The following is a 4075-nucleotide window of genomic DNA, read 5'->3' as shown; positions in this document are numbered from 1 at the left end:
GCCCGGTCCGGGCGGGCCCGGGGGGCCGGACGGTCCGGTCGGTCGCGGTCCGGAATCCCGACCGGTGGACGGTCCCTGCGTCCCGGCTCCTCCGCCGAGGATGTCCAGGACCTGCTCGTCCGTGAGCTGCTCCTCGGTCTCCGCCTGCGGGATGGGCGTAGCCGCCACGCGAGCCTCACCGCGGCCCGCGGCCGCCCGCTGACGCGAATCCTCGGCGGCCGAGATCGACCAGTACATCATCCCGATGATGAGGATGATCGTCGACGCTATGAGCGACAGGCGCTCGCTTGTCCTGGTCTCCAACTCAGGGCCCTCCCAAGGCTTCGACGACCATCTCCACACAGTTGGTGAGCCGACGGACGTCGTCCGGATCCACGGCCGGGTACAAGCCTATCCGCAATTGCTTCCGCGCGAGCTTGCGATAGGGCTCCGTGTCCACGATCCCGTTGGACCGCAGGACGGCCGCCACCGTCGCGGCGTCCACCGCCGGGTCGAGGTCCACCGTCGCGACCACCGAGCTGCGCGCGGCCGGATCGGCCACGAACGGGCTCGCGTATGACACGGCCTCGGCCCATCCGTACACGATGGCCGCCGACTCCTCGCACCTGGAGGCCGCCCAGCCCAGGCCCCCATTCTCGTTCATCCATCCGATCGTGTCGGCGAGCAGCAGCAGGGTGGCCAGGGCAGGCGTGTTGTACGTCTGGTCCTTGCGCGACTCCGCGACCGCGATGGACAGGTCGAGCGAGGGTGGGACCCACCGTCCGGAAGCGGCGACCGCCTCGATGCGCTGCAACGCGGCCGGCGAGCAGAGGGCCACCCACAGGCCCCCGTCCGCCGAGAAGCACTTCTGCGGGGCGAAGTAGTAGACGTCGAACTCGCGGGGGTCGACGCGGAGCCCCCCCGCCGCCGAGGTCGCGTCGACGACGACGAGGCCCTCGGCTCCCGCGGGCCGAGCCACGGGCATCATCACGCCCGTCGACGTCTCGTTGTGAGTGAGCGCGTATACGTCGACGTCCGGCATCGCCTTCGGCTGGGGGTGCGTCCCGGGCGGGGTCTCGATCACGTCGGGGGGGTCGAGATGCGGAGCGGCGGACACCGCGGCGGCGAACTTGGATGAGAACTCGCCGAAGACGAGGTGCTGGCTGCGGCGCTCGACGAGACCGAACGTGGCCGCGTCCCAGAACGCGGTGGCTCCCCCGTTGCCCAGGACCACCTCGTACCCGTCCGGGAGCGCGAAGAGCTCGGCCAGGCCCTCCCTGACCCGTCGGACGACGCGGCGGACGGGGTCCTGACGGTGGCTCGTGCCCATGACGGACATCCCAGCCCCCACGAGGGCGTCCAGGGCCTCGGGGCGCACCTTGGCGGGCCCGGACCCGAACCGCCCGTCGCGGGGCAGCGCATCGCTCGGCAGGCGTATGGAGGGGACGTCCATGGCAGCCACTATGATGCACGCCCGGCCCGCGTTCGGACGAGGAGTGGCCCGAAGATGTCCCGGATCTCGCAGCGAGTTGGCAGCATCGGCGAGTCCGCGACCCTCGCCGTCGACGCGAAGGCCAAGCGCCTGAAGGCCGAAGGGCGCGACGTCATCGGGTTCGGCGCCGGGGAGCCGGACTTCCCCACCCCGGCCTACGTGGTCGAGGCCGCCCGGGCCGCGTGCGGCGACCCGGCGAACCATCGATACACGCCCACCCAGGGGCTCCCCGCGTTGCGGGAGGCGATCGCCGCGAAGACCGAGCGCGACTCGGGGCTTCGGGTCTCCCCCGACCGGGTCGTGGTGACCAACGGGGGGAAGCAGGCCGTCTACGAGACCTTCGCGACGCTGCTCGACCCGGGGGACGAGGCGATCGTGCTCGCCCCCTACTGGGTCACGTACCCGGAGGCCATCGCTCTGGCCGGGGGCCGCCCGGTGGTCGTCGGGACCGACGAGTCGACGGGGTTCCGGGCCACGGTGGAGCAGCTCGAGGCGGCGCGCACCGACCGGACGAAGCTGCTCCTGTTCGTCTCCCCCTCCAACCCCACGGGCGCCGTCTACCCGCCGGAGGAGGTCGAGGCCATCGGACGCTGGGCGCTCGGGTCGGGGATCTGGGTGGTCACCGACGAGATCTACGAGCACCTGACCTACGCGGGAGCCAAGCACGTATCGATGCCGGTGGTCGTGCCCGAGCTCGCGGACACGTGCGTCGTGCTCAACGGCGTCGCGAAGTCGTGGGCGATGACCGGTTGGCGGGTCGGATGGATGATCGGGCCCCCGGACGTGGTCGCGGCGGCGGCGAACCTGCAGTCACACTCGACCTCCAACGTCTGCAACGTCGCCCAGGCGGCGGCGCTGGCGGCGGTCTCGGGCGACCTCGAGGCGACCTACGCGATGCGCGATGCGTTCGACGCCCGCCGTCAGGTCATCCACCGGATGCTCAACGAGATCGACGGAGTCAGCTGCTTCGAACCGCAGGGTGCGTTCTACGCGTTCCCGTCGTTCAAGGAGGTGCTCGGGAGGGGGTTCGGGTCCACCACGCTCGAGCTAGCCGAACGGCTGCTCGACGAGGCCGGGGTGGCCATCGTCCCCGGGGAGGCGTTCGGGGCTCCCGGGTACGCGCGGATGTCCTACGCGATGGACCCGGAGGACGTGCAGGAAGGCGTCCGCCGGATGGGCTCCCTGCTCTCCGGATGACCTGGGTCTGGATAGCCGCGGCCGGAGCCGCGGGGTCCGTGTGCCGGTGGGCGGTCCAGTCGCTCGTGATGGGGAACCGGTTGCCCGTCTTCCCGTTCGCCACGGCGGCGGTGAACCTGTCCGGGTGCTTCCTGATCGGGCTCCTGTTCGCGGTGTTCCAGCGCCGGTGGAGCGGCGTCCCGGCTGAGGTCCAGCTGGCCGTGCTCGTCGGGCTGCTTGGGGGCTACACGACCTTCTCCACGTTCTCCTTCGAGACCCTCCGACTCGTGGAGGGGGGCGGGCTGGCGCTGGCGGCCGTCAACGTTCTGCTCAGCGTGGCCGGCGGGCTCGCAGCCACCTGGGCGGGGCTGCAGATCGGGCGGGCCGTCTAGCCCTTCCGCCAGGCCGCCGAGCCGTCATAGCGGAGCTCGGCCTCGAGCGCGGCGGCGGCCCGGAAGAGGGTCGGCTCGGCCATCGGCGGGCCCATGAGGTGGAACCCCACCGGGAGCCCCCCGTCGAGCCCGCACGGGATGGAGATCGCGCATGCGCCCGCCAGGTTGGTCGGGATCGTGCAGATGTCGGAGAGGTACATCGCCATCGGGTCCGTTGCCCTCTCGCCGATCCGGAAGGCGGTCGTGGGTGACGTCGGGGAGACGAGCAGGTCGGCCTGCTCGTAGGCCTTGGTGAAGTCGGCGATGATCTGCGTGCGCAGCTTCTGGGCGCGCCCGTACCAGGCGTCGTAGTAGCCGGACGAGAGCGCGTACGTGCCGAGCAGGATGCGGCGCTTCACCTCGGCGCCGAACCCCTCCTCCCGGGTGGCCTGGTTCGTACGGAGGATGTCCGGCCCCTGGGCGCGCAGCCCGTAGCGGATCCCGTCGTAGCGGGCGAGGTTCGACGAGCACTCGGCCGGTGCGATCAGGTAGTAGGCGTCCAGGGCGTACTCGAACGACGGGAGGGAGACCTCGACCACCTCCGCGCCCAGCTTCCCCAGGAGCGCGATCGCGTCCTCCACGCTCGCCTTCACCCCGGGCGCGATGCCCTCGCCCATGAGCTCGCGCACGACCCCGAAGCGCATCCCGTCGATCGGCCGACCACACACCGACACGTAGTCGGGCCGGTCTCCCGGGATGGAGGTCGAGTCGCGTGGGTCGTGGACGGCGATGGCCTGCAGCAGCAGCGCCGAGTCTCGGACGGTCCGCGTCATAGGCCCGGCCTGGTCGAGCGAAGACGCGAAGGCGATCAGCCCGAACCGGGAGACGAGCCCGTAGGTCGGCTTCATTCCGACGATCCCGCAGAGCGACGCGGGCTGGCGGATCGACCCTCCGGTGTCCGTGCCGAGAGCGAACGGCACCATCCCGGCCGCGACCGCGGCCGCCGACCCACCGGACGACCCGCCCGGGACACGCTCGGTGTCCCACGGGTTCCGCG

5 protein-coding genes are annotated in these 4075 nt (G+C 71.6%); 2 read left to right on the top strand and 3 right to left on the bottom strand.

Features of this window, described 5'->3' with window-relative positions:
* Together VM840_00365 and serC are read right to left on the bottom strand one after the other, a co-directional pair.
* The coding region (locus VM840_00365) for a hypothetical protein (GenBank protein ID HVL80027.1) at window positions 1-303 on the bottom strand (303 nt) is incomplete at its 3' end.
* Between the two features lies 1 nt (window position 304).
* Entirely contained in the window at window positions 305-1432 is a 1128-nt protein-coding gene (serC, locus tag VM840_00360) for a phosphoserine transaminase (GenBank protein HVL80026.1), read from the bottom strand.
* 54 nt (window positions 1433-1486) lie between these two features.
* On the opposite strand from serC, the gene VM840_00355 reads away from it, so the two are divergent.
* A complete protein-coding gene (locus VM840_00355) occupies window positions 1487-2668 on the top strand; it encodes a pyridoxal phosphate-dependent aminotransferase (GenBank protein ID HVL80025.1) in 1182 nt (393 codons plus the stop codon).
* Entirely contained in the window at window positions 2665-3039 is a 375-nt protein-coding gene (crcB, locus tag VM840_00350) for a fluoride efflux transporter CrcB (GenBank protein HVL80024.1), read from the top strand. Before VM840_00355 ends, crcB begins: the two co-directional genes overlap by 4 nt.
* Here crcB and VM840_00345 read toward each other — a convergent pair.
* Window positions 3036-4075 (bottom strand): amidase family protein (locus VM840_00345; GenBank protein ID HVL80023.1); only part of this gene is annotated, 1040 nt, incomplete at its 5' end. The two genes, crcB and VM840_00345, sit on opposite strands and share 4 nt — an antisense overlap.

Source organism: Actinomycetota bacterium (genome assembly GCA_035540895.1).
Taxonomy (GTDB): domain Bacteria; phylum Actinomycetota; class JAICYB01; order JAICYB01; family JAICYB01; genus DATLFR01.
The sequence above is the reverse complement of the archived record's forward strand: the minus strand, read 5'-3'. Positions and strand labels throughout refer to the sequence as shown.